We start from the raw sequence: 21,140 nt of genomic DNA on the forward strand, positions 1-21,140 counted from the left end.
ACTCTCTGTGACCGTGCACTCTTCAATGTTGGCCTTGGCTCCCTCACGGATAACAATGCCTCTTCTGCCCCCTTGAATATGGCAATCCTGCACCACGGGAGAAGTGGTTGAACCCGCAATTTCGATGCCGATGCCTTGATTGGCGTTTGGCAACAGCTCAATCCGACAGTTCTCTAGGATGAGCCTCCCTTGGGGAACCTTGATCGCTGTTCCCGCTCCCTTGTAGTCAAAGAGCACATTCACTATCCTCGCGACTGGTGCTGCCATCACCAAGCAGCTTGCATCGGGGCTGAAAATGACGACCTCCCCAAGCTCGCCTTCTCCCACAATCTCAATCGGTTTATTGATTTCTAGGGATTCGGCGTAATGCCCTGGTTTGATCGCGAGGGTACTATGGGCGGGAACCGCAGCCAGTGCTTCAGAAATACTGTGAAAATCCGCCGATCCAAAAGCAGCAACAGTAAAGACCATAAATACTAACAAAAAGTTAAGTCGTGTACTCAGCGTTGATTTTCACATAATCGTAGCTAAGATCGCAGCCCCAAGCCACACCTCGACCTTGACCATTGCCAATGCTCACTTCAATGACAATAGGATGGTCAATAGATTGCCCACCGGTAGGATCGGTGTTGGCGGCTGCTTGGTTCACCAAGTAGGTGTGGGCGGCAGTGCGATCAAAGGCGAGGGGTTGACCGTGGCGCATCATCGGTATTCCGCCAAGGGAAATGGCCAGATTCCCGGCATCAAAGGGCACCCCGGCACGGCCGGCGGCAGCTGCAATGCGTCCCCAGTTGGGGTCTCGCCCGTAGATGGCGGACTTGACCAGCATTGAACCGGCAATGGTTTTGGCAACCTGCCGAGCAGCGGCATCATCACTGGCACCACTCACCTGAACTTCGATGAGGCAGGTTGCGCCTTCGCCATCGCGGGCGATCGCCTTCGCCAAATGGACACAGACGGCCGTCAACATTTCCTCAAGGCGGGTGGCTGCCGCTCCCGGCTCTGTAATGGCCGGCGTACGGGATTGGCCGTTGGCCAACGCAAGCACACTGTCATTGGTGCTGGTGTCGCCATCAACGGTAATTTGATTGAAGGAGCGATCGCAAGCCCGTTGCAGCATCTCCTGCCACAGGTGGGGCGACACCGCCGCATCGCAGGTAATAAAGGCCAACATGGTTGCCATATGCGGATGAATCATCCCCGACCCTTTGGCCATGCCGCCAATGCGAATCGGTTGCCCCTCCCAGAGGGTTTCAAAGGCAATTTGCTTGGGTACCAAATCCGTTGTCATAATTGCCCGCGCAGCGGCCTCGCCACCGCCAGAACTCAACTGCGTCGTCAGGGTGGGCAGGGCTTGGCGCATCTTTTCGAGGGGAATGGGCTGACCAATCACGCCCGTGGAGGCCACCAGTACCATTTCTGGACTCAGGCCTAGCGCCGTGGCCACCATCTCGGCTTGGGCTAAAACCGCCTGCCGCCCCTGTTCTCCGGTTGCCGCATTGGCCTGACCGGAATTACACACAATTGCCTGCGCTGTTCCCTTGGTTTGCAAGCGTTGACGACAGTAGGTGACCGGAGCAGCACACAGGTGGTTGGTGGTAAAGACCCCGGCAGCGATCGCCGGCACATCGGAAACAATCAAGGCCAAATCCGGTGCTCCTGAAGCTTTGAGTCCTGCCGCAATCCCCGCAGCCCGGTACCCTTTGGCGGCAGTCACCCCGCCCGCAATTTGTTGCCAATGGCTCATAGCGTCGTCAACCAGAGATCCGTTGCGATTATAGCAGGGGGATTTGCCCAAACAGCGACAATTAATGGTTTTTGCGGAACTCTAGGGGAAAATTACGACTCAAAGAGAAGCAGTTGTTCCGTAATGGGCAATAGGAATCCCTAGCCCGTATTGCGCATGCCCGCTGCCACGCCATTGATGGTTAACAGTGCTCCCCGCAGCAACTCGCCGCGACCATAGCGGCAGCGCAAAATTGCCCCCGACGTGGTTTGGCTATTGTGCTGGCGCAGCCGTTTTAGGAGAGACACTTGCAAGAAGCCGAGGGGAACAATGGTGCGGTTACGCAGTTGCACCGATCGCTGGAGTGCCGGATCCCCATCCAGCAGCCGCTGATGGCCGGTAATGGTCAGTACCAATTCGGTGGTGAGGCGATACTCCTGAGCAATCTGATCATACAGGCGAAAGAAGGCTTCACGATTTTGGGGTTGGCTGAGTTCTTGGACATAGTAGCGGGCAATTTCCAAATCTACCTTGGCAAGGGTCATCTCCACCTTAGAGATCACCATGCGAAAGAAAGGCCACTTGTAGTAGAAGTAGCGCAGCAAGGAGAGATGCTCCGCCGGTTTTTCCTCTAGGAATTCTTTGAGGGCGGTTCCCACGCCATACCAAGCCGGTAACAGAAAGCGGGTTTGCGTCCAACTAAAAACCCAAGGAATGGCGCGCAGACTTTCAAAGGTTTTCTTGCCCCCCCGCCGTGTGGGTCGCGAGCTAATTTGCAGTTGGCTAATCTCTTGAATCGGCGTGACTTCATTAAAGAATTCAATAAACTCTGGTTGCTCATAGATGAGATGGCGATAGCACTGGCGCGATCGCGCTGCCAACTCTTCCATAATCTCGTGCCAAGGCGCAATCTCATCAATGCTACTGCGCAGCAAACTGGCTTGAATGACCGCTGTAGCCACCGTCTCCAAGTTAAAAAGCGCCAACTCCGGCAGGGAGTACTTAGAGGCCAGCACCTCCCCTTGCTCGGTGATCTTGATCCGTCCCTTAATTGTTTGCTCTGGCTGCGCCAAAATCGCTGCATAGGCAGGGCCACCGCCGCGTCCCACCGACCCCCCCCGACCGTGGAAAATCCGCAGTTGAAAACCAAAACGCTCGGCAATTTTTTGCAACTGCTGCTGTGCCTTGTAAATCTCCCAGTTGCTACTGAGGAAACCCGAATCCTTATTGCTGTCGGAGTACCCCAACATCACCTCCTGTAAAAAAGGAGTGCTTTGGCTTGCTAAATAGTTGCGGCAAAAGGGGAGCGAAAAGAATTCCGCCAGCACCTTCGGCGCATGCTTGAGATCCTCAACGGTCTCAAACAGGGGAATCGCTTGCAGCGTACTGGCGCCTGTAACCGGATCAAAAAGTCCGGCTTCTTTGGCAAAGAGCAGCACCTCCAAAAGATCGCTGACCTCATGGCTCATGCTGATAATGTAGGTATTGCATAGGTCGGTGCCGAATTCCTGCTGAAGTTGCCGCACCATGCGGAAGGTTTCAATGATTTCATTGGTGCGATCGCTAAAGGGCAGTTCCCCCGGAATTAAGGGGCGACGGGTGGAGAGTTCACTGAGGAGCCAGCGCGTGCGCTCCGTTTCCGACAGTTCTGTGTAGGGGCAGGGCAGAATGCCCAAATAGGCAGTAATTTCATTGAGAGCCTCAGCGTGACAGGTGCTTTCCTGCCGAATATCCAAGGCAGCCAAATTAAAGCCAAAAACCTCCACTTGGCAAATCAAATCCTCCAACTCACGGCAGGTGAGTCCTGTTTCTTTCAGGTTACGCTGAATCAGGAGGAGTTCTGCCAAAAAATCTTGGCCATGGCGATAAAATTGACCGCTATTTAGCTCCTCTGCCTCAGGGCGGCGAATGCAATAGGTTTGCAATGTTCGGTTGCGATCGCGGGTATTGTGCAGCCGTTTGAGCACATAGGTGAGTTTGAGACGGTAGGGTTCCTGCCGATAGCGCACGGCATACTGGTCATAGACACTGGGGAGTTGGCGCTGATCTTGCTCAAGGGAATCCAGCAACTCCGGCAGAACATCACACCAGTGCAGGGAAAGGCTCAGCAAATTGATCAAGCGCTCGACGGACTTAATGTACTCCTCCAGAACCAAGTTGCGCTGATAGCAAGCCGTTTGCCATGTTACTTCCGGCTTCACGTAGGGATTGCCATCGCGATCGCCCCCCACCCACGAGCCAAAGCGACAAAAATTGTGCCGAGGGGGATTTAAGTAGGGAAATGTTTCATGGAGCGATTCCTCAAGTCGCCGATAGAGCTTGGGAATGACAGCAAAAATCACCTCTTTGAAGTAGTGGAGCGTGTATTCCACCTCATCGAGAACCTCTGGCTTAAATTGGTGCAGTTCATCGGTGCGCCACCAGAGCCGAATTTCCTCCATCAGTTGACCCCGCAGGGTTTGGGCATTCCAGTCCGTCAGGTGCGGAGAAGCCCCCTCCAGCACATCCAGTTGCTCTAATAATCGAGCCACCCGCCGCTGCTTATCACGAATCGTTTGCCGCACAATCTCCGTCGGGTGAGCGGTGAAAACCAGCTTAATGTCCAGTTGATCTAGCAGCTTTTGAATATGGCGCGGCGGTACATTCAGCGTATGTAGCCGAGGAAAGAGCCAAGCAAAGGAACCATATTGCTGGGTGGCGGGAATGGCTTCGTAGAGACTATGCTCTAGGCGTTCACTGGAGCCGCTACGCACATCCGTTGCATTGGCAGCAGTATGGGGCAAGGGAAAGCCTTCACCACTGACACTGGAAATCGGTTCACCCATGAGACTGCGGCGCTGCAATCCCTCTTGAGCTGCACGTTCGCGATTGTATTGTTGTTCGTAGTGCTGCTCGACAATGTTGATGATTTGAAAGTAGAGGTTAAAGGCGCGGGCTGCTCTGATGGCTTGATTCAGTTCAAGAGATTCAATGACCTTCAGCAGATCGCCTTCTGGGGGATGGAGGGCATGACCTTCGGGCGAAGAAAGGGCACCCAAGCGCCGCAATAAATCAACCAATTCTTGACCAGATTCTGCCGCCAAGACATCCACCAAGACCTCTTCCACCAGTCGCAACCGTTCCTGTAGAGTGCGGGCTGCCAAACTTTCACTTTCAATGAGGCGATCGCGATGGGTCACATCGAGGACTGATGTCATATTTACCCCAGTGTGCAAATATAATACTCCCTACTTTACCCAATCCTGATGCAGCAAGGTACAACCATTGATAACAGGCCTGTTAAGGCTTTGTTAACACTTTTAATCTTTTTTGTTGACAAGAATCAGTTCGAGGTGTTGCAGGCGATCGCGCATGCCGTAATTTACTAGTGTAATACTTTGCAACCGCTCCAACCAGCCGGCGGTGATGCCATTGAGGTATTGAAGCAGCGGCCAGCGTTGGCTCAAGGGAGCAAATAGCTCCGACCAACGAGCATAGACCACTCCATAAATCCCCTGCCGCTGTTTCAGGAGGCTCTCTGGCAGCCAAGACACCTTACGTCCCTGCGAGACAGACAGGATCGATAGAGAGGAGGCCAACGTCAGGCGATCGCCCCGTTGTTCATAGGCTGCTGCCACATCAGAGACTAATCCCTCACTCGTCTGCGGGTCAAGAATCAATTTCACCCAAGCGGTTACGGGTTCTTGGTTCAGAACCAAGCGATTGACCTCATAGCCATTGGCACGGGCGAGATCATCCAGTTGTTGCAACAGGGTTGGTGTTTCCGGAGTATTGCGCGTCTGCCACCACCATTGCCAGTGTTCGTCAGCTTGTCGCCAAAGGGCAAGGCTAAAGCGATCGCTGGCCAAGGGAAAAATCTGTCTAGTCAAGTCCACCGGTACATCTGCCATTAAATCCTGCAGCAGTTGGCTGGCAATATCCCCCCCTTGGGGAGTTTTGCCAAAGCGGTAATCCGTCAACGCCTCCGTAAGTTGGCTATAGCTCTCTGGCAACTGGGAACCCGCAACGACCAAGGTGGGAACCGGTTCTTGGGCACGGAGGAGCTGAAGATCAAGGGGATCGGCGGTGAAGGTCGGATCGCTGGTACGGTGGAGAACCGTTTCTAGGTGCAGCTCGGTATTTTGTGCCGTCACAGCCAACAGCAGGCGATCGTAGGTGGGCGACAGTTCACGATTATCATTACTCAGAGATTGCAGGTTGGCATAGTAGAGGGCGGTTGGTTGAGCGTTTAATTGAGGGCGTGCTGCTTGGTAAAAGGTCAAACCTGCCAGATTGCCATCCGCCGTCACAGCCGACCCTAGGCTAGCGGTCATGGTCTCCACATCTGAGGTGAGGAGTAGGCGATCGCCCAGCCGTGCCGTTACCAAGTCCTTACCCACTTGCAGGGGAATATTCTGATAGACTTGCGACTCAAAAGGATGGCTCTGCCAGTACGTCTCCAGGAAAGCCGTCGCCCCTTCTGGACGCTTTAGGGGCAAAATCCACAACTGCCGGGGGGATGGACATGCTTCAGGGCAGGGAAACTGGGCAACAGTGACGCCCTCTCCTAGCCACGGATTGATCTCAGACCATGACCAGCCCCAATTAGTGAGTTGGGATGCCCAAAAACGCTCCCAAACAAAACGTAGGGGATCGCTACTGGGGCGTTGATAAAGTTTGAGGACACTTTGGGCTTGGCGGGGGACAAAGATCAGGTCATCGCTATCGGCAGCAAAGGCAGGCTGGCCACACGTTAAAACCAACCAGCAGAGAATGAAAGCCAAAAACGATGACCATAGCAAGCGACGGTGCAGTTGCATCGGTGCCCTCAATGTGGCAGGCCAAATTAACGGTTGGTGATCGTGGCCACATCCCGCGAGGTCAAGCGCTCATAAGTGGCACGCATTTTCAGCCCCGTCAGCACTTGGAACAGCCCCGAACCGTTATCGGAACCGGGGTAATCACGGTGCTTCAGCAGCAGCTCCGTCATTTCGCCATAGTGCTTGGTGGAGGTATTACTGAGGTGGCTTTCGATGTAGATCAGTTCATCAAGTTTTTCAAAGCGACCGTCCACTTCTAGTACCGAAACGGGGTGACCATAATATTCATCGGGGCCGTAGCTGAGGCGGATGCCCGGATAAGAGCAAGTGAGCTTACGACCGCAGGGAATCCAAGTAATTGTTGACCCTTCATCAAACAGATAAACTGGCTCGAAACCGGGGATGCCTTCCCGTTGCAGCATCCGTACCCGCAGGATATTGCCGACCTTTTCCTCTTTGACCAACTGGGTCGGCAGAATTTGCAACACAATGTCAGCGTATTGCTTTTGGGGATCGATGTAGGCCATGAAGTCGGGGCGACGAGCATTGATCGAGGCAATCACGTCTTCGTAGCTGTGACCCCGCTCCGCCATGTCGCGCTTGATTTTCCAAGCAATTTTTACATCGTCGCTGATGTCGAGATACACACTGAAGTCAATCAGCGATCGCACCCGTTCATCGTAGAGGGGATGTAGCCCTTCAATTACAATTACGTGGTTGGGATCAACCCTCTCTGGTGGATCAATCGTCCCCGTTTCGTGGTTGTAAATGGGTTTCATGATTGATTCACCATTTTTGAGCGCCTTGATCTGCTCATACATCAGATCAAAGTTATTGGCGCGAGGATCAAGCGCCGTAATCCCCGTTTCTTTCCGCTGCTTGCGATCTAGACTGTGATAGTCATCCAAACAAATCACAGTCATAAACTCTTCGCCAAACAGATCGGCCAGTCGGCGCAAAAACGTTGACTTACCACAGCCGGAGTCTCCGGCAACGCCGATGAGAACCACACGGTCTGGCTTACTGCTCATAGCTGACGATTCCCTTTGCTCGTAGAAGTGGACATTCCCTGGTGGGGTGGTTCAGTATTCCCTTACTGATATTACAAGGGTCATGTCCCTCTGTGATAGGTTTTGTGCAAAAAGAGCAATGTTGTCGTCTAGGGGGAGAGACAGCGGTTGCTCTAGGAGAGAGTTTTGGGATACACTAGTAGACTGCGACAGTTAATCCTAGGGATCATCATGGCCTGCCCCAAGAAGAAAACCTCGAAGTCCAAGCGCAGTATGCGCCGTGCGGTCTGGAAGCGCCAAGCTGCTCTGCAAGCTCAACGTGCCCTCTCGATTGGCAAGTCTATTTTGACCGAACGCGCCCAAGGCTTCTATTTCCCGGAAGCGGAAGAAGAGAAAGAAGACGAGCAGGAGTAATCCATGGCCACCCCCACAGAGCCGAGCCGCACCCCAAAACTGGAAACCCCCAAGTACGGCTTTAATACCTTTGCGGAGCGGATCAATGGCCGTGCGGCCATGGTCGGCCTGGTGGCTCTTTTGTTATGGGAATATTGGACTGGTGAAGGCTTGCTCCACTGGTTGGGCTGGCTTTAGAAGGGGTGTTTAGCACTTTCCAGCATGATTCCCTACAACCTCAGTGACCCCCGCCTTTTTGGCATTATGGTTGGGGTCATGTTTTTGATGGTGGTTAGCCGCCTCGTGCTGGTGGCCGGTTTTTTTTCGCTGGTATATGTGGTGGCTCGCTGGACGCCCCTCAAGAAACGGCGGGTAAATTTGCGCCCCTACCAACGGGGACAGTTTTGGCAGGAGTTTGGCTGGTCGTTGCTAACAGCGGCTATTTTTGCCCTCGTGGGGGCGATCGCTGCCGTGATGTGGCAGCGGGGCTGGACGGCGGTTTATCTGGAGTTAAATTCCCTTTGGGACTATCTCTACTTTCCCTTGAGCATTGGCCTTGTGCTGCTGCTCCACGAAACCTATTACTATTGGCTCCATCGCTGGATGCACCAACCGAAAATTTATCGTCGGATCCATCGGGTGCATCACCATAGTATTGTCCCTTCCCCTTGGACGGCATTTTCATTTCACCCTTGGGAGGCTTTCCTACAGGCAATTTTCCTGCCGCTGGTTCTGGTCTTGGTGCCGCTGCACCCCTACGCGATTGTGATTCAGCTCAGCCTGATGACGGTCTCCAGTGTGATTAACCATTTGAATTTAGAGATTTATCCCCGTGGTTTTGCCGAGCATTGGTTGGGGCAGTGGTTGATCGGTGCTACCCACCACAGTTTGCACCACAGTCAATTTCGCTGTAACTATGGCCTCTATTTCACCTTTTGGGATCGCTGGTTGGGGACGGAAAGCCGCGATTATCTGCCCCTGTTTCGCGATCGCACCAAGGGCTGAACTGCCGACGAATTCTGCATAGACCCCTTGCCCTCGGCGTAAGAGCGTTTGTCTAATCGAGTGGCAGTGAGTATGGTCAAGGTTCTCTCCTTTCCCATGATGGCGGAGCGGCAACATCCCCTGATTCAGCCGCTACTCACTTGGTCCGATGAGGAATTGGTTCACCACTTTCAGGAGGAGCGCGATCGCGGCTGCTACTTTGTTGCCCTGTATTGTCGTTATGCGCCTCTTGTCTGGAGCGTCCTGCAACACCACGGGCGATCGCCGGTGCAGGTGGACTATCTTTTTGCCAAGGTGTGGCATGGGATCTTTTTCAGCCTTGACCTTGTGGAGTTTACCCCTGAGGGAGTAAAAGTGGGGGAGGAGGACGCCCGCTCCCTGCGCAATTGGATGGTCAATCGCACTGCTACCCTGATCCAAGAGGAACTCCCCGGCATCGAACACATTACCTATGTCCTGCAGGATGCCCCCCCGCCCCTTTGGTGCTATTTGGAAGCCGCCCTTGCTTATCTGAGTCCCCTAACTCGCTTGGTGCTGGTGACCACCCAGACCTTCCACTGGAGCCTTGAGCGGCTGCGCGCCTACCTAGAAGTCCAAGGGGAAAGCTACAGCCTTGGGGAACTCAACCAACAGTTAGAAGAGGGGCTAGCGCGCCTGGTGGACTCTCTGCCGCCAGACATTCGCCAAATTTACTTAATACCCGACCTCGATTCAGGGGAACCCTCTGCTACTCAGCCTACTCTCGAAGAACTCTTTCCCAATAGTGTCGAGGAGGTGGGCAGCCATTTTGATAGCACTGCTGCGGAAACCGTGGTTAGCGACAACGTCACTGGTGCCACGGACGCTAGTATTGATAACTTACTGGCCGAGTGGGAGCGGATTCTCTCTGGCTGACATTATTTTTCTCTTTAGACAAGTTTGACAACGACCTCGGATAAGCCCAAGACCGTACCTTCTATGCTAGACTCAATTTATTGAGAAAAACTTTTAACAAAATCTTACTGTCATGGGTCTGGGTGTCATTGATTTACCAACATTTAGCCTTGAGGGCACTGTCGAAGAGGTCTTCTACAAGAAGGGGCTACCCAAGGTCGTAATTTTGAAAACCGCGATGGGGACGGTCTGGATTAGGCTGGAAAAGTCATTGCGGTGTGAGTTAACACAACCTCCCAAGGTGGGCGATCGCCTGCGGCTAGAAGGAACCATCAGCAATAAGTATGATGGCTGGGTCAAACAATACAAGGCAAGCCATTTAGAATTTTTACCAACGGCTCAACCCTCAGTCGCAAAGAGTTCTCAACCCTATAAGGTGCTCATTTGTCAAAAATCCGCCTGCTGTCGGCGGGGAGCCAAGGAATTGTGGCAAGAATTAGAGGCACAGCAGCTCCCGATTACCTTGAAGGCGACTGGCTGTATGGGGGAATGCAAGCGGGGGCCAGCAGTGGTTGTCCTGCCCCATAAGAAACCACTCACCCGCGCCAATGCCCAACAGATTCGCGAGCTAGTTTGCTCGACTAAGACTTAGGGAATTGAGGACAACGGCAATCGAACTCACGGCCATACAAGCGGCAGCAATTCCCGGCGTGAGACCGAGTCCCCACAGGGGTAATCCGACACCGGCGGCAAGGGGTAAACCGACGATATTGTAGGCCACTGCCCACAGAAGATTCTGCTGAATTTTACGGAAAGTGGCACGGCTGAGGCTCAGCACGGTGAGCACATCCTCCACACGATTGCGGGTGAGGATAACATCCGCCGCTTCAATGGCCACGTCGGTGCCCGTGCCAAGGCTAATCCCCACCTGAGCGGCGGTTAAGGCAGGCGCATCATTCATGCCATCCCCCACCATGGCCACTCCTTTCCCTTGGGCTTGCCAACCTTCAATGAGGGCAAGTTTTTGCTGGGGCTGCAGATCGGTGTGCAGATGCGTTGGCGGTAGGCCGAGGGGGTCTAGAAGGTGCTGCGCTGCTTTGGCGGTGTCTCCCGTCAGCACGTGGATCTCGTAACCTTGGGCTTGCAGGGCTTGAACGGTGCCGACTGCCTCAGGGCGCAGGCGATCGCGAAAGGTGACAACCGCAATGAGCCGGCGATCGCAGGCCAAGGCGACATGGGTTTCTAGCTCTAGGGCTGGGCAGTCAACCCCCTGATCCCGCAGCCAACTCAGGCGCCCCGCCCGATAGACCTGTCTTTCAATCCGGCCGCTTATCCCCAGTCCGAGGGCAGTTTCAACCTCTGTCACGGTTGCGAGTGCTCGGTTTTGGCCGGTGGCAGCCCATGCTTTCTGTATTGCCCCTGCGAGGGGATGGTGGCTTTTTTGCTCTAGGCTGGCAAGGAGATAGAGCACCTCCTCTGGGGAGTGATTGCCATAGCAGCTAACCTGGGCAACTTCCAGTTCACCGCTGGTGAGGGTTCCCGTCTTATCAAAAACAATCGTGTCTAACTGCTGACTGCGCTCCAGAACATCGCCGCCGCGAATAATGATGCCTTGAGTAGCAGCCTGACTGGTGCTCACAAGCAGGGCGATCGGCGTGGCAAGGCCAAGGGCACAGGGACAGGCAATCACTAGAACGTTTAAGGCCAACTTTAAGGGCAACAGGGGCATGCTATGGGTCAATTCCGGAAAAAAATGGGGGGCGATCGCCCGCCAAAACACAAAGGTGGCTCCCGCTAAGGCCAGCACCCCATAGCCAAAATAGCCCGCTACCCCATCCGCCATCTGCTGCACCGGCGCCTTGCGGTTTTGTGCCTGCACCACCAACTCTAAAATCTGTCCTAAAAAGGAGGCACGGCCACAGCGTTCCACTCTGAGGGTGACCGCCGCTCCCACATTGCGACTGCCCGCCAGAACGGCTGACCCCACCCCCTTGGCCACCGGTAGAGATTCCCCTGTAAGCAGAGATTCATCCACCAAGGTTTCTCCCGTTACAATCGTGCCATCGGCGGGAAAGGGTTCGCCGGCATCCACCCACAGCCAGTCTCCCACTTGGATACGATTGACGGGAATCGGCCAGCGATCGGTCGTGGTCAAACTGGGTTGCCACAGCGCCTGCTTTGGTTGAAGGGCAAGGAGCGATCGCAAGTCCCGTTGCGCCTGTTGACGTACCCGCTGCTCTAGGCTGCGTCCCAGCAAAATAAAGCCGAGAATCATCACCGGCTCATCAAAGAAACACTCCCACCCCAAGGATGGCCACAACCACGCCACTGTACTGGTGAGGTAAGCCCCCAGCGCACCCAGAGCCACGAGGGTATGCATATTCGGGCGACCTTGGATCAGGCCTCTTATCCCTTCTTGCAGGATCTCCCACCCCGGTAGGACTAGGGCAATCGTGGCTAATCCCCAATGCCAGATCATGGCTTCTAACATCGGCCAGTGCCCCGGCAGCAGATCGATCCCGTGGCCGACACTGGAGAGAACCAGAAGCACAAGGGCGATCGCCAGCCTTGGCAAAGAAGCTTCCTCGCAAGGAGCCGGCAATTCTAAGGGAGCATTGGCTTCTGCGAGGGTGGCCTGAAACCGCCCTTGGTTGAGGCGCTCGACAATAGCAATGGGGGCAGTCTCGGTGGGGGAATAGGTAACTACGGCGGTTCCTGTTACCAGATTTACTGCGGCAGCCTCTACGCCCGGCTGCGCTTTCAACTGATTTTCCAGCGATCGCACACAGCCCGCACAGCGCAAACCGCTCACCCGCAGGATCGCCACCTCAGGGGTTTGGGAATCAAGACTTGAACTTAGGGACACGTCACACCCCCTCCAAAAAGAACTCCATTCAATTGCCTAACTGCGCCCCACCGCCTATTGTGGCACGCTGGCTTTGGGATGGCAGGGAAAGGGCAGGCTATCCTCAAGAGTGAGGCTTTCACGAGAAATGTAAACAATGGTAACTGCCAAGGACACGGACGATCGCGATTTCGCACCGGCGGAGAGCAACCGTTAGAGAAGCATGAGTTGATTGAGGGTTGCAATAGCGGGTGGTAGTAAGAACCCCAGCATTATTAAACTGAACTTTGGCACTCTGATTAAACCCCATCTACGGGGTCTTAACTCTGGCCTAAGGGTGAATATCCTTCGCACCGCTAATGTTACTTATTCTGATCTGAGTGTCATCTGTGACGATCGCGATCGCCAGAGTCCTTTTTTCATCACCTATCCCTGCTTCATTGTCGAAGTGCTCTCCCCCGCCACGGCAGCCTACGATCGGGGCAAAAAGTTCGATCTCTACGGGTGTAACCCCAACCTTGTGGATTATGTGCTTGCTAGCTCAGAGGAGATGGCGATCGACATTTAGCAAAAAAATGAGGCGGGGGATTGGCTGCTGCGCTGCTACCGTGGGGGCGATCGCGTCCAGTTGAGGAGCATTGACCTCAACCATCGAACAGTTTTATGAAGACGTTGACCTCTCTCCCCCCGCCGTAGATATCACTGCCCCGTGAAACAGCGAGCGGCTCTCCCTGTTGAGGGGGGGGAAAGAGGCTATTGAAAAAGCAAAATTGGGTATTCTTTGAGAGGAGAGTAAATTCAAGGGGTACCAAGCATGCTGCCGCTAACGCTGAGTCGCCTCTGGACAATTAGCCGCAATGTCTTTAATGAAACACTGCGGGAGCGGGTTCTGTATGTCACCGCTGTTTTTGCCATTGGCCTTGCCTTAGCCATTGTAATCTTGGGGCAGGTGTCGGCAGGAACCCAAGACAAAATTAGCCTTGATGCCGGGATGGCAGGCATTTCTCTCTTTGGCTTGCTGATTGCTGCCTTTGTCGGCGGTGGTTTGCTCAATAAGGAGATAGAAAAGCGTACGATTTTGGTCATGTTGGCAAAACCCATTAGCCGTGCGGAGTTTATTATCGGCAAGCATTTGGGTCTGTCGGCGGTTCTGCTGGTGCTGGTGGCTCTGATGACACTGATCCTCTTTATTTTCATGAGCCTGAATCAGTTTGCCTATGCCGCAGGCCCTCTGATTGTGACCTCTTTTTACATTGCCCTACAGCTGTCACTCCTAACCGCAGCCGCTTTGCTCTTTGGCAGCTTCACCAGTTCCTTGATTGCCACGCTGCTCACGGTGGCACTGTACTTTATGGGGCACTTTAGTCAAAACTTGGTCATCCTCAGCCAAAAGATGGAGAGTGATGCCGTGCGTCAACTGATGCAGTTTCTCTACCTGATTTTTCCCGATTTATCCCGCTTGGACTTTAAGAATACGGCAGTGTACGGCATCTTGCCCTCCTTGCCGGAACTAGTGGCCAATGCGTTCTATGGCGTGATTTATACGGTGGCACTGCTGGCGATCGCCACTTGGATTTTCTCTCGGCGTAACTTTTAAGAAAATAGGCAGTCGCCCCGTGCAATTGTTCCCCCTATAGGTTAGAATGAAGCCCTAAGGATTTTTGCCCGTGTAGCTCAGTGGTAGAGCACACCCTTGGTAAGGGTGAGGCCACGAGTTCAATCCTCGTCACGGGCTTTGCGTTATAACCCTTCGGAGATAGTCTCTTAACGGCAGTCTAGTCGGTCACCACCGTCGCCAGCAAGTGATGGCCGGTAGGACAGCTAAAGCCACCACCATGCGGCTTGACCGCACGGGCAAATTTGCCCCCCAAAAGCCCGCCAACAACGCTGGCGATCGCCATCCCCAGGGCAATAGGCCATACCACCTCCCCCGACACCACAAAGAAGGCAGCGGCAGCGACATTGATCCCAAGGGCTAAAATTTGCTTCCAGCCATTGAGGCGCGTCAGACTCTCTCCCAAAACGAGGCTCAGCACGGCTAGGAGAATCACGTGCAGCAATAACATTGCCCCTGTCATCCCCCCTGCCACAGCACTGAGAAAGAGCCAACCAGGGCGCTGTTGCTGACCTTGGAGATCCTCTCGTTGTGCCACCGTCGCCCCCAAGTAAGCGGGAAGCAAAGCCACAGTACTGGTGAGATTGGCAACCACCGGCGGCAAGCCGATCGCCACCAAGGCCGAAAAACTAATCAGGGTTCCCCCACTGGCAACGGCATTGACAAAGCCGGCCGCCAGACCGGCAAGGGTCAGCAGTCCAATTTCGCCGAGCATGCCCCCGATCGGCCAGACCCTAGGCAAGGTGGCGTTGGATGGTTTCGCGGTACTGGCTCTTGGGTTTCATCCCCACCATGACTTCTAGGAGTTCTTTATTTTTGAAGAGTTGAATCGTGGGTGTGCTTGTTACCCCCGCTTGCTCGGCGATCGCGCTATCTTCGGTGATGTCAATTTCAATCAATTGCACCTTGCCATCGAATTCCTCCACCAGCCGATCCAAAATGGGTTTGAGGGTATGGCACGGACCACAGGTAGGAGAGACATATTTCACCAGCAGCAGGCGATCGCTCTCGTGGAAGAGTTTGCGCAAAGCATAGCTGCCCCGATGCTTGATGGCATTGGGATCAAAGTCCTGTGCCGGTGAGGTGGCAGGTTTTGCCGTCTCTGCGGGTTTGGTCTCGGTTGCCGTTTGCTGAAACTCCTGAATCAGACCCCGCGCCGAAAGCCAACGTTCGGCATCGAGCGCCGCCATACAGCCACTGCCTGCGGCGGTAACCGCTTGCCGGTATTCATGATCTTGAACATCCCCTGCGGCAAAGACCCCCTCCACACTTGTGTGCGTTCCGTGGTGGGTGACAATATAGCCGACACTATCTAATTCCAGAAAGTCTTTGAAAAGTTGAGTATTGGGCGTGTGACCGATGGCGTAGAATAGGCCGCGCACCGGCAGGATAGATTCTTTCCCTGTGGCTTTATTGATAATCCGCAGACCTGTCATTAAATTGCCATCCCCAAGGATTTCGCGGGCTTCGGTCTGCCAGTGCACCGTAATTTTGGGATTGGCAAACACGCGATCCTGCATTGCCTTACTGGCCCGCATTTTGTCACTGCGCACCAAAAGATGGACGTGGGAGCCGTATTTGGTGAGATACACTGCTTCCTCTGCTGCGCTATCGCCACCGCCAATCACCGCCAGCTCGACATCCTTAAAAATGGGCGCTGCCCCATCGCAAATGGCACAGGCGGACACCCCCTTCGTCCAATACTGCTCTTCGCCGGGAAGATGGAGGCGTTTGGCCGTCGCCCCGGTACAAATGATCACGCTATGGGCATAGACTTGTCGCTCCGCCGAGCAAATGAGAAACGGGCGCTGATGAAAATCCACTCGAATCACATCTTCGGTGACCATCTCTGTGCCCCAGCGCTCCGCTTGCGCCCTCATGCGGGCCATGAGTTCAGGGCCTTGAATGCCTTCGGGAAAGCCGGGAAAGTTTTCCACTTCGGTGGTGGTCATGAGTTGTCCCCCCGGCAACCCGCCAATTTGATAGCCTTCAAACATAAAGGGCTTGAGGTTGGCGCGAGCGGCATAGATGGCGGCGGTGTAACCCGCCGGCCCCGACCCGATAATGACAACGTTCTCAATCCGTGGCGGTGTCATGGCTAAAATAAACTCGAAACGACTATGAGTTATTTGATTCTAACCTGATTTTCCGTGGCAAACAAGGGGAGCCTCTTTGGGCATAATGGGTGTACCGAAAATGACCAGAGAACTATAGTTGAGATCAATTCCCAGTCCTAAAGTGCAGGAGTGTGATTTGAGCCAAATTCCATTGTTATCTAATGCTCGCGCTATTGCACCAATTGAGAGCCATTTCCAACCCGACGCTCATATTACTGTTTTTTCTGGTGATGCCAATGATTTTGTTAAGCAGATTCCCGACAATTCGGTTGCGTTGGTGGTGACTTCGCCGCCCTACAACCTCGGCAAAGCGTATGAGCATCGGCTGTCCCTTGACGAATATCTGAACCTTCACGCTCAATTGATTACTCAACTGCACCGTATCTTAAGGGAAGATGGCAGCATTTGCTGGCAAGTCGGCAATCTCGTCATAGAGGGGGAAGTCTATCCGCTTGATGTGCTCTACTATCCGATTTTCAAAAAGCTGGGCATGAAATTGCGAAATCGCATTGTTTGGAAATTTGGCCATGGATTACATGCCTCTAAGCGCTTTTCAGGGCGCTACGAGACTATTTTATGGTTCACGAAATCCGATAATTACATCTTCAACCTCGATGCCGTTCGTGTGCCGGCAAAATATCCGGGCAAACGTCACTTTAAGGGGCCTAATAAGGGAAAGCCATCGGGGAATCCTCTAGGTAAGAATCCCTCGGATGTGTGGGAAATTCTGGTGCGGGATTGGGAAGAGTTGGTCTGGGATATTCCTAACGTCAAGTCCAACCATCCTGAGAAGACGATTCATCCCTGCCAATTTCCCATTGAACTGGTGGAGCGCTGTGTTCTTGCCCTTACTCATGAAGGTGATTGGGTATTCGACCCCTATATGGGGGTAGGGTCTGCATTGATTGCGGCTCTCATGCATGGTCGGCGAGCTATGGGTTGCGAGCAAGAAACAACCTATGTGGAGATAGCCCGTCAACGCATTCAAGCATATTACAGCGGTACGCTCCGTTATCGTCCGATGGGCAAACCGCTCTATCAGCCAACGGGGAGAGAGAAAGTCTCCCAAATTCCTGAAGAATGGAAAGCGGCTTCCCAAGTGTGCCTTCTGGAACAACCCGAGGAATCCAAATGATCAAGCAATATTGGAAGCCTTCGCCATACTCTTAGGGAGGGGGAATGTCACGTTCGACTGGCCTACGGATAGGATGGATATCGTTGAGCGGCTTCCTTGGTTGTGTACATCAAGCAGTTAGAATTGACAAATTTTAAGTCCTTTGGCGGCACAACGGTGATTCCGCTGCTGCCGGGGTTTACGGTGATTTCAGGCCCCAACGGCTCAGGGAAGTCGAATCTGTTGGATGCGTTGCTCTTTGCCCTTGGCCTGGCGGGGTCGAAGGGGATGCGGGCCGAACGGTTGCCGGATTTAGTGAACCATAGTCAAGCGCGGCGCGGCCATAGTGTTGTCGAAACGCGAGTCACGGTGACCTTTGCTTTGGATGCCGAAACCGAATGGCGGGTGACGCGGCGACTGCGGGTTACCAAGCAGGGCACCTATACCTCCACCTATGCGGTCAATGATCAACCCTGCACGCTCAATGAACTCCACGAGCAGTTGCAGGCATTTTGTATCTATCCCCAAGGTTACAACGTGGTTTTGCAGGGGGATGTCACCGGCATTATTTCCATGAACGCCAAGGCGCGGCGGGAAATGATTGACGAGTTGGCGGGGGTGGCGGATTTTGACCGTAAGATTGCCCAGGCTCGCGAAAAGCTAGAGACGGTCAAGGAGCGCGAAGAACGCTTTCGCATTGTTGAGCAGGAGCTAATCCAGCAGCGCGATCGCCTGCAACGGGAACGCCTGCAAGCAGAAAAATACCAAGCCCTGAGGTTAGAACTGCAAGAGCGCGAGCAATGGCTGCTGGTGCGCCAATGGCAAGCCCATGAACAAGAAAAAGCGCGGCTGCAAGCCCAGATTCAAGTCCTGCAAAAAGAACAGGTTCAACGTCAAGCACAACTGCACCAAAAAGCACGGGAGATTGAAGCGGCCACAAGAACCCTTGAGAACCTGAATCAACAGGTGAAAGCCCTCGGCGAGGAAGCCTATCTCCGCCTGCAAGCAGAGCTAGCCGATCTCCATGCCCAACAGCGCCAATGTCAGTGCCAGCAAACCGCCTACCAACAGCAGCGGGAACAGTTAGACCAACAACTGCGGCAGCACCAAGCCCAGTACCACAGTCAGCGATTGCAACAACAGCAACTTGCCGAAGAGTTAGAGCAGCAACAGGGCGATCGCCCCCCCTTAGTCGAAGCTGTGGCCACCAGCCAAGCCACCCTCAATGCCCTACGGCAACAGGCGCAGCAGTTGAATACAGCCGCCCAAGCTTGGTTTCAGGAGCACAGCCAGCGGCGGCAGCGCATTGATGCTCTGATCCACGAACTGGAACCGAGTCGCAGTGAATTCTCGCGCCTTCAGGAGCGATCGCAACAACTGCGGCAGCGGCAAGAGGAACTCAATCAGGCTCTCACTACCCTCAAGGCACAACAATTGGAATTGGAAAATGCCCTTGTTCAAGCCAAGACAGCAGTCCATCAACAGGAGCAGCACCTGCAAACCCTTGCCCAAGACTTAGCCACCGCGCAGCAACAATTGCGCTTAACCGAAGAAACCTATCACCGCCTTGAGCGGGAACAGCGCCAAAAACAGCGGGAACTGGATCAACTAGAAGCACGGCAACAGGCGGTTCAAGAAAGTCAAGGAAGTGTTGCGGCGCGGCTGATTTTAAGGGCTGAGATACCGGGGGTGCTGGGGCTGGTGGCACAACTGGGACAGGTGGAACCCCGCTACCAACTGGCCTTGGAAATTGCCGCCGGGGCACGCTTGGGCAATATCGTGGTGGCGGATGACCGGGTGGCGGCGGTTGCGATCGCCCTCCTCAAACGGGAACGAGCCGGCAGAGCCACCTTTTTGCCCCTCAACAAGATGGCACGTCCCAAAACCCTCCCTCCCATTTCTTTGCTAGGCTGTATTGACTATGCCCTAAATCTTGTCACCTTTGAGCCGCAATACGCCCCCATTTTTGCCTATGTGTTTGGCAATACATTGGTGTTTGCAAGCCTTGAGGCAGCGCGACAATACCTAGGGCAATATCGGATGGTCACCCTAGAGGGAGACTTATTGGAACCTTCGGGGGCAATGAGCGGGGGTAGCCCCCATCGCCCCAACACCCTCCATTTTGGTCAGGGTGTTTCCCCCCAAGAGTCGGCAGAAGTCCAACCGCTGCGCGATCGCCTTGGGGAATTGGAACGCCTGTTAGATCGCCTCCTGCAAGAGCGCACCCGGCAGCAGGGGAGAGTCAGCGATCTGAGCCAAGCCCTTGGTGAAGCCCGCCAAAGCCATCGCGATCGCGGGCGGCAATGGGAGCAACTTCAGCAGCAACAGCAGCAGCTCAACCGGCAGCAAGCCGATCTAGAGCGTCAACAGCAACAGCTTAGCCAAGAGCTAGCCGCAGTCGAGACTGAACTTGCGCACCTCGAGACTCGCCTTCCGGCACTAGAAGCAGAACTTGCCACCGAACGCCTTGCCCTCAACGCCCTTGAAGCGAATCCCGGCCATCGGCATTGGCAGGAGCTTCAGGAACAGATCCAGGCGCAGGAGAAAATCCATGCTGACCATGTGGCCGCCCTGCAAGCGATGGATCAAGCCTTGGGGGATCGCCGGCGTCAACTAGAGCGCCTTGGGCAAGACTTGCAACAGAGGGAACAGGAGATACAGCGACTGCGTCACACCCAACAGGAGATAGCGTCTCAGCAGCAAGCCCTCGATCAAACCCTTGGGGACTTGACCACGCAAATTCAAAAGACGCAAACTGCCCTGCGGGAATTGGATGCCCGCCTAGGACAGCTCAGGAGCGATCGCGATCGCCAAGATGACCAACTGCGCCAGCAGCAAAAGGACTACCAACAACTGGAATGGCAATGCCAAAAAGGCAGCGACACCCTCGCCAGCCTGCAAGCCCAACTTCAGGAATTGGGCACCACCGAGACACCCCCCTTGCCGCAGCCCTTGCCCGAGGTACCTGCTGAGCTTTCCCTCAGCGACCTTCAACAGCAGTGCCAAGCCCTCGAAAAACAGCTCCGCGCCATGGAACCCGTCAATATGCTGGCAATTCAGGAATTTGAAGAGACGCAAAGGCGGCTCAATGAGCTACAGGAAAAGCTGGCCGTTCTGGAAGCCGAGCGCACGGAGATTTTACTGCGGATTGAAAACTTCACCACACGGCGTCACCAGTCCTTTCGTGAAGCCTTTGATGCCGTCAATGCGAACTTCCAAACGATTTTTGCCACCCTTTCCGATGGCGATGGCTATTTACAACTGGAAACCCCTGAGGATCCCTTTGCCGGCGGTCTGAATCTGGTGGCGCATCCCAAGGGGAAACCCGTCCAGCGTTTGGCTTCCATGTCTGGCGGTGAAAAATCCCTAACTGCTCTCAGTTTTATCTTTGCCCTGCAACGCTATCGCCCCTCGCCCTTCTATGCCTTTGATGAGGTGGACATGTTTCTCGATGGTGCCAATGTCGAGCGCCTTGCCAAAATGATTCAGCAGCAGAGCCAAGAAGCACAGTTTATTGTCGTCAGTCTGCGGCGACCGATGATTGAAGCCGCGCAGCGAACCATTGGGGTTACCCAAGGCCGGGGACAACAGACCCAAGTGATCGGCCTAGACCTAACGGCTTACCGTTAATGCTTGAAAAAAC

General features: G+C 54.3%; 16 protein-coding genes, 1 tRNA gene and 1 pseudogene. 10 read left to right on the top strand and 8 right to left on the bottom strand.

Translation table 11 applies throughout. The annotated features are described in order from the left end of the window. The 5 genes from ACK4IR_RS06270 to ACK4IR_RS06290 all read right to left on the bottom strand — a co-directional run. Positions 1-471, bottom strand: a 471-nt coding sequence (locus ACK4IR_RS06270; protein ID WP_409873446.1) for a right-handed parallel beta-helix repeat-containing protein, incomplete at its 3' end; no start/stop codon positions are given. Between the two features lie 16 nt (positions 472-487). Next, the gene (gene argJ / locus ACK4IR_RS06275) at positions 488-1,747 is read right to left on the bottom strand and encodes a bifunctional glutamate N-acetyltransferase/amino-acid acetyltransferase ArgJ (RefSeq protein ID WP_409873447.1); all 1,260 of its coding nucleotides are present in this window, start codon (positions 1,745-1,747) and stop codon (positions 488-490) included. 140 nt (positions 1,748-1,887) lie between these two features. Then, positions 1,888-4,923 carry a phosphoenolpyruvate carboxylase gene (ppc, locus tag ACK4IR_RS06280; RefSeq protein WP_409873449.1) on the bottom strand — a complete coding sequence of 1,012 codons (3,036 nt, stop codon included), beginning with the start codon at positions 4,921-4,923 and terminating at the stop codon, positions 1,888-1,890. A gap of 102 nt (positions 4,924-5,025) precedes the next feature. Beyond that, positions 5,026-6,525: a DUF3352 domain-containing protein gene (locus ACK4IR_RS06285; RefSeq protein WP_409873451.1), complete on the bottom strand. Its 1,500-nt coding sequence runs from the start codon at positions 6,523-6,525 to the stop codon at positions 5,026-5,028. Positions 6,526-6,551: 26 nt separating this feature from the next. Next, positions 6,552-7,556, bottom strand: a complete 1,005-nt coding sequence (locus ACK4IR_RS06290; RefSeq protein ID WP_409873453.1) for a phosphoribulokinase — start codon at positions 7,554-7,556, stop codon at positions 6,552-6,554. 210 nt (positions 7,557-7,766) lie between these two features. On the opposite strand from ACK4IR_RS06290, the gene ACK4IR_RS06295 reads away from it, so the two are divergent. The 5 genes from ACK4IR_RS06295 (at position 7,767) to ACK4IR_RS06315 (ending at position 10,458) form a co-directional block, all read left to right on the top strand. Continuing rightward, a complete protein-coding gene (locus ACK4IR_RS06295; RefSeq protein ID WP_409873558.1) occupies positions 7,767-7,949 on the top strand; it encodes a 50S ribosomal protein L32 in 183 nt (60 codons plus the stop codon). A gap of 3 nt (positions 7,950-7,952) precedes the next feature. Continuing rightward, complete coding sequence (locus tag ACK4IR_RS06300) at positions 7,953-8,126, top strand: hypothetical protein (protein WP_011057753.1); 174 nt, start codon at positions 7,953-7,955, stop codon at positions 8,124-8,126. A gap of 24 nt (positions 8,127-8,150) precedes the next feature. Next, on the top strand, positions 8,151-8,933 hold the full coding sequence (crtG, locus tag ACK4IR_RS06305) for a 2,2'-beta-hydroxylase CrtG (protein ID WP_409873455.1): 783 nt from the start codon (positions 8,151-8,153) through the stop codon (positions 8,931-8,933). Between the two features lie 72 nt (positions 8,934-9,005). Continuing rightward, positions 9,006-9,827 (top strand): hypothetical protein, encoded by an 822-nt coding sequence (locus ACK4IR_RS06310; RefSeq protein ID WP_409873457.1) that lies wholly within the window; start codon positions 9,006-9,008, stop codon positions 9,825-9,827. Between the two features lie 112 nt (positions 9,828-9,939). Beyond that, positions 9,940-10,458, top strand: a complete 519-nt coding sequence (locus tag ACK4IR_RS06315; RefSeq protein ID WP_409873459.1) for a (2Fe-2S) ferredoxin domain-containing protein — start codon at positions 9,940-9,942, stop codon at positions 10,456-10,458. On the opposite strand, the gene ACK4IR_RS06320 is transcribed toward ACK4IR_RS06315, so the two are convergent. Then, the gene (locus ACK4IR_RS06320) at positions 10,435-12,672 is read right to left on the bottom strand and encodes a heavy metal translocating P-type ATPase (protein ID WP_409873461.1); all 2,238 of its coding nucleotides are present in this window, start codon (positions 12,670-12,672) and stop codon (positions 10,435-10,437) included. The genes ACK4IR_RS06315 and ACK4IR_RS06320 overlap by 24 nt on opposite strands. A 183-nt stretch (positions 12,673-12,855) precedes the next feature. Here ACK4IR_RS06320 and ACK4IR_RS06325 point away from each other — a divergent pair. The 3 genes and pseudogenes from ACK4IR_RS06325 to ACK4IR_RS06335 form a co-directional block, all read left to right on the top strand. After that, positions 12,856-13,364: pseudogene (locus tag ACK4IR_RS06325) on the top strand (Uma2 family endonuclease); the annotation flags it as partial. Between the two features lie 101 nt (positions 13,365-13,465). After that, the gene (locus ACK4IR_RS06330) at positions 13,466-14,248 is read left to right on the top strand and encodes an ABC transporter permease (RefSeq protein ID WP_409873463.1); all 783 of its coding nucleotides are present in this window, start codon (positions 13,466-13,468) and stop codon (positions 14,246-14,248) included. A 66-nt stretch (positions 14,249-14,314) separates the two neighbouring features. After that, a tRNA-Thr gene (locus tag ACK4IR_RS06335) sits at positions 14,315-14,386 on the top strand. A gap of 40 nt (positions 14,387-14,426) precedes the next feature. Here the strand turns inward: ACK4IR_RS06335 and ACK4IR_RS06340 are convergent. Further along, positions 14,427-14,981, bottom strand: coding sequence for a TSUP family transporter (locus ACK4IR_RS06340; protein WP_409873465.1), 555 nt, complete (start codon positions 14,979-14,981; stop codon positions 14,427-14,429). 19 nt (positions 14,982-15,000) lie between these two features. Continuing rightward, positions 15,001-16,362 carry a thioredoxin-disulfide reductase gene (gene trxB / locus ACK4IR_RS06345; protein ID WP_409873466.1) on the bottom strand — a complete coding sequence of 454 codons (1,362 nt, stop codon included), beginning with the start codon at positions 16,360-16,362 and terminating at the stop codon, positions 15,001-15,003. Between the two features lie 157 nt (positions 16,363-16,519). On the opposite strand from trxB, the gene ACK4IR_RS06350 reads away from it, so the two are divergent. After that, positions 16,520-17,518 (top strand): DNA-methyltransferase, encoded by a 999-nt coding sequence (locus tag ACK4IR_RS06350; protein ID WP_409873468.1) that lies wholly within the window; start codon positions 16,520-16,522, stop codon positions 17,516-17,518. Between the two features lie 102 nt (positions 17,519-17,620). Beyond that, a complete protein-coding gene (gene smc, locus ACK4IR_RS06355) occupies positions 17,621-21,127 on the top strand; it encodes a chromosome segregation protein SMC (RefSeq protein WP_409873560.1) in 3,507 nt (1,168 codons plus the stop codon). Positions 21,128-21,140: the final 13 nt, after the last annotated feature.

It is taken from the genome of Thermosynechococcus sp. (genome assembly GCF_046299635.1).
GTDB lineage: Bacteria > Cyanobacteriota > Cyanobacteriia > Thermosynechococcales > Thermosynechococcaceae > Thermosynechococcus.